Raw genomic sequence first — 3,055 nt, forward strand, 5'->3', positions numbered from 1 at the left:
CTTTCCATGTGACCTTGCGGCGAAAAAAGGTTTGCAGCGTTGAACTAGCGAAGATCCCCATAAAAAAGAGAAGCGGAATAGGAAACAGGATAGCGGTCTGGAAACCAAAATTTCCAGCTCGGCTTAACTGTATATTTATTAACAAAACATAAGCAAGGTAGCTGATTATTCCTATCGTTATTTGGTCGCTTGATCGCCAAATTTGAGGATTCAACCATTGTGTAACAACCGTAATCAAACCAGTTAGCCACCAGATTATAGCTAGTAAACGCAGCGGTGTCGTAGATGATGCACCTGATGCGAAGCTTTTACTCCAGCCTGCACACAATTGCCGAATGCCTTCCGGGTACATTCGGAAAGCAATAACGCTTTTTCCGCAACAATTTCTAACCGTTTGCTGCTCAGCAAATAGAAGGCCTAAGCTGTAATTTTCGAGAATACGCTCACGAACAGCCTCGTGCCCACCTGTTTGAAAATATGATTCTCGGGTACAGACTATACAAGGACCGAAAGCGCCTACAGCCTTCTTATTTGTTGCGGCAGCAGTTTGAGGTGCTCCAACCGCAGCTAAGACGATGATGTTGAAGAAAGCTGACAACCATTCATAGGGCCGCTTCATCTTGTGGTAAGGCTGGATCGAAAGCAGCCCGTTCTGCTTGGAATGGGCCTCAGCCAGCATCGCCAACCCAGCATCCTCTAAACAAGTATCTGCATCAAGGAAAATAAGTAAATGACCGCTTGCTGCCTGCGCGCCATTCCAGCACGCCCAGCTTTTACCAAGCCAACCATCCGGCAGCTCGCCCGGGTTTACAACTATTGCACCAAATGATTCAGCGATGGCTGCTGTACGATCAATTGATCCGTCATCTACTACAATCACTTCAAATGGAGCGAGTTGCTGCCCCTTTATTGATGGCAATAACTGTGTCAGGTTTCTCTCTTCATTTCTAGCTGGAATGATAACTGAAATGCTTGGGAGACTCTTTCTATCGTTCTTTGAGAAAGGCACCAAATCCTCATCTAATGGTCGGATTTTGTTCAGCAGCCAAGCACCACAAATAAGTCCGCCAAGCAACAGCACAACATTTCCAATCATAGATCTAATCCTCTGTACAAAAGGTACCAAAATTCCTTATATGACTCGTTATTCCATGTTTTCTTATACAAACAGCTCATTTTCCCCAAAGTTGTGTACCACCTTTCACCAGGCTGATTAGGTCATTCAATTTGGCAGTTGATAATGGTTATACAAACTTACAACCACAGCCCTATCTTTGGTGAAAATGATGGCATTCAAACTATACGAGCCATTATTCGCTCTTTTTATAGCCTCATTCTCGTCGCTTAACGACGAAATAGCAGGAGCTATCCGAAGATTTGATCCTGCAAAAGCTGCATGTTATAGGTAAAATTTGTTAATACTGAAAATGAAAAAGTGTTGGTTAAATGCATATCCCGCATTCAGCTTATCGCATTAACCTTTTACGTTAGTTCTACAACGATTATACGATTGTGTATATAGTTTGTCATCTGCATCGTTTCGGCTAAATGACCAATGATGAGAGGAAGTGCTCCTATGAGCAAAAAGATTATTGTCGTCGGAGGCGGTCTCGGCGGACTATCAGCTGCTATTCGCCTCTCTGTAGATGGGCATCAAGTGACCATATTAGAAAAAAATGAACGCGTTGGCGGCAAATTAAACGTAAGATCAGGGCAAGGCTACACTTTCGATACGGGCCCTTCTATTCTGACGATGCCTTGGGTGCTCGAACAGCTGTTTGAAAGTGCTGGCCGCAAACTAGAGGATTATATGAAGCTGGTTCGTGTTGAACCTCAGTGGAGAACTTTTTTCGAAGATGGGGTMACACTTGATATAACAGGTGACTTCCCTGACCTAATCAAGCAATTCGAACAAATCTCACCGGTTGATGCACAGCAATTCCTCTCTTATTTGGATTATTGTCAGCAAATGTATCAGCTCAACACAAAAAGCTTTTATAACAAGAGCCTTAGTGGTCTGAGCGACCTGCGGCGTCACCACAGTATGAAGGAACTGTTAGCGATGGACCCGATGAAGACGATGCATCAGACGACAAACCGCTTTCTGAAGGACAAGCATTTGCGTCAATTGTTCGATTTTTTCATCATGTATATCGGTTCCTCGCCTTATGCCGCTCCCGCTGTGCTGTCACAATTAATCTATGTACAAATGGGGCTTGGCATCTATTATGTAGAAGGCGGTATGTACCGAATTGCGGAGGGTATGCTTAAGCTGCTTGATGAGCTCGGTGCGGAGGTTCGCACTTCAGCTCCAGTTGCTCAAATGAATACAGTCGGCCAAACCGCAACAGGGGTAACTTTAGAAGATGGCAGCGTAATAGAAGCTGATCTGATTGTGTCAAATCTTGAGGCTATTCCAGCGCATCAGACACTGCTGCAGCATCATCCGAAATCGGCCGACCGCGTAAAGGATTTAGCTAAATACGAGCCTACTGTATCAGGACTTGTGCTGCTTCTTGGCGTGGATAAAGTTTATGATCAGCTTCTTCACCATAATTTCTTCTTCTCTGAAGATCCAGATAAAGAGTTCAACGATATATTTGTCGAAGGCAAACCTACAGATGATCCAACAGTGTACATCGGGGTTTCAAGCAAAACCGGTCCTGGACAGGCACCGCAGGGCAAAGAAAATCTATTTGTGCTTACTCATGTGCCGGCGCTCAAACCTGGAGAAAGCTTCGAGTCACAGAAAGCGGCTTACAGAGACCTGGTTCTGAATAAGCTCGAACGTATGGGACTAACGGAGCTGAGACAGCATATTGAGTTTGAATATACCTTCACTCCAGATGATATCCAGCACCTTTATGGTTCTAATGGCGGTTCCATCTACGGCATTGTAACGGACCGCAAGCTTAACGGCGGCTTCAAAATTCCAAGCAAAAGCAAGCTGCTCGATAATCTTTATTTCGTTGGCGGATCAACGCATCCCGGTGGCGGCGTCCCGATGGTCACTTTATCCGGACAACTCACCGCTGACCTCATTAAAGAGCAATTG

At 44.9% G+C, this 3,055-nt stretch carries 2 protein-coding genes; one reads left to right on the forward strand and one right to left on the reverse strand.

Annotated features, from left to right (window positions below; genetic code table 11):
* Positions 1-1,096 (reverse strand): glycosyltransferase (locus tag AC1DSE_RS33415; RefSeq protein ID WP_477528924.1); only part of this gene is annotated, 1,096 nt, incomplete at its 3' end.
* A 480-nt stretch (positions 1,097-1,576) separates the two neighbouring features.
* Between AC1DSE_RS33415 and AC1DSE_RS33420 the strand changes: the two genes are divergently transcribed.
* On the forward strand, positions 1,577-3,055 hold a 1,479-nt coding region (locus AC1DSE_RS33420; RefSeq protein ID WP_477528925.1), incomplete at its 3' end, for a phytoene desaturase family protein.

Source organism: Paenibacillus sp. 01L418, from assembly GCF_056400045.1.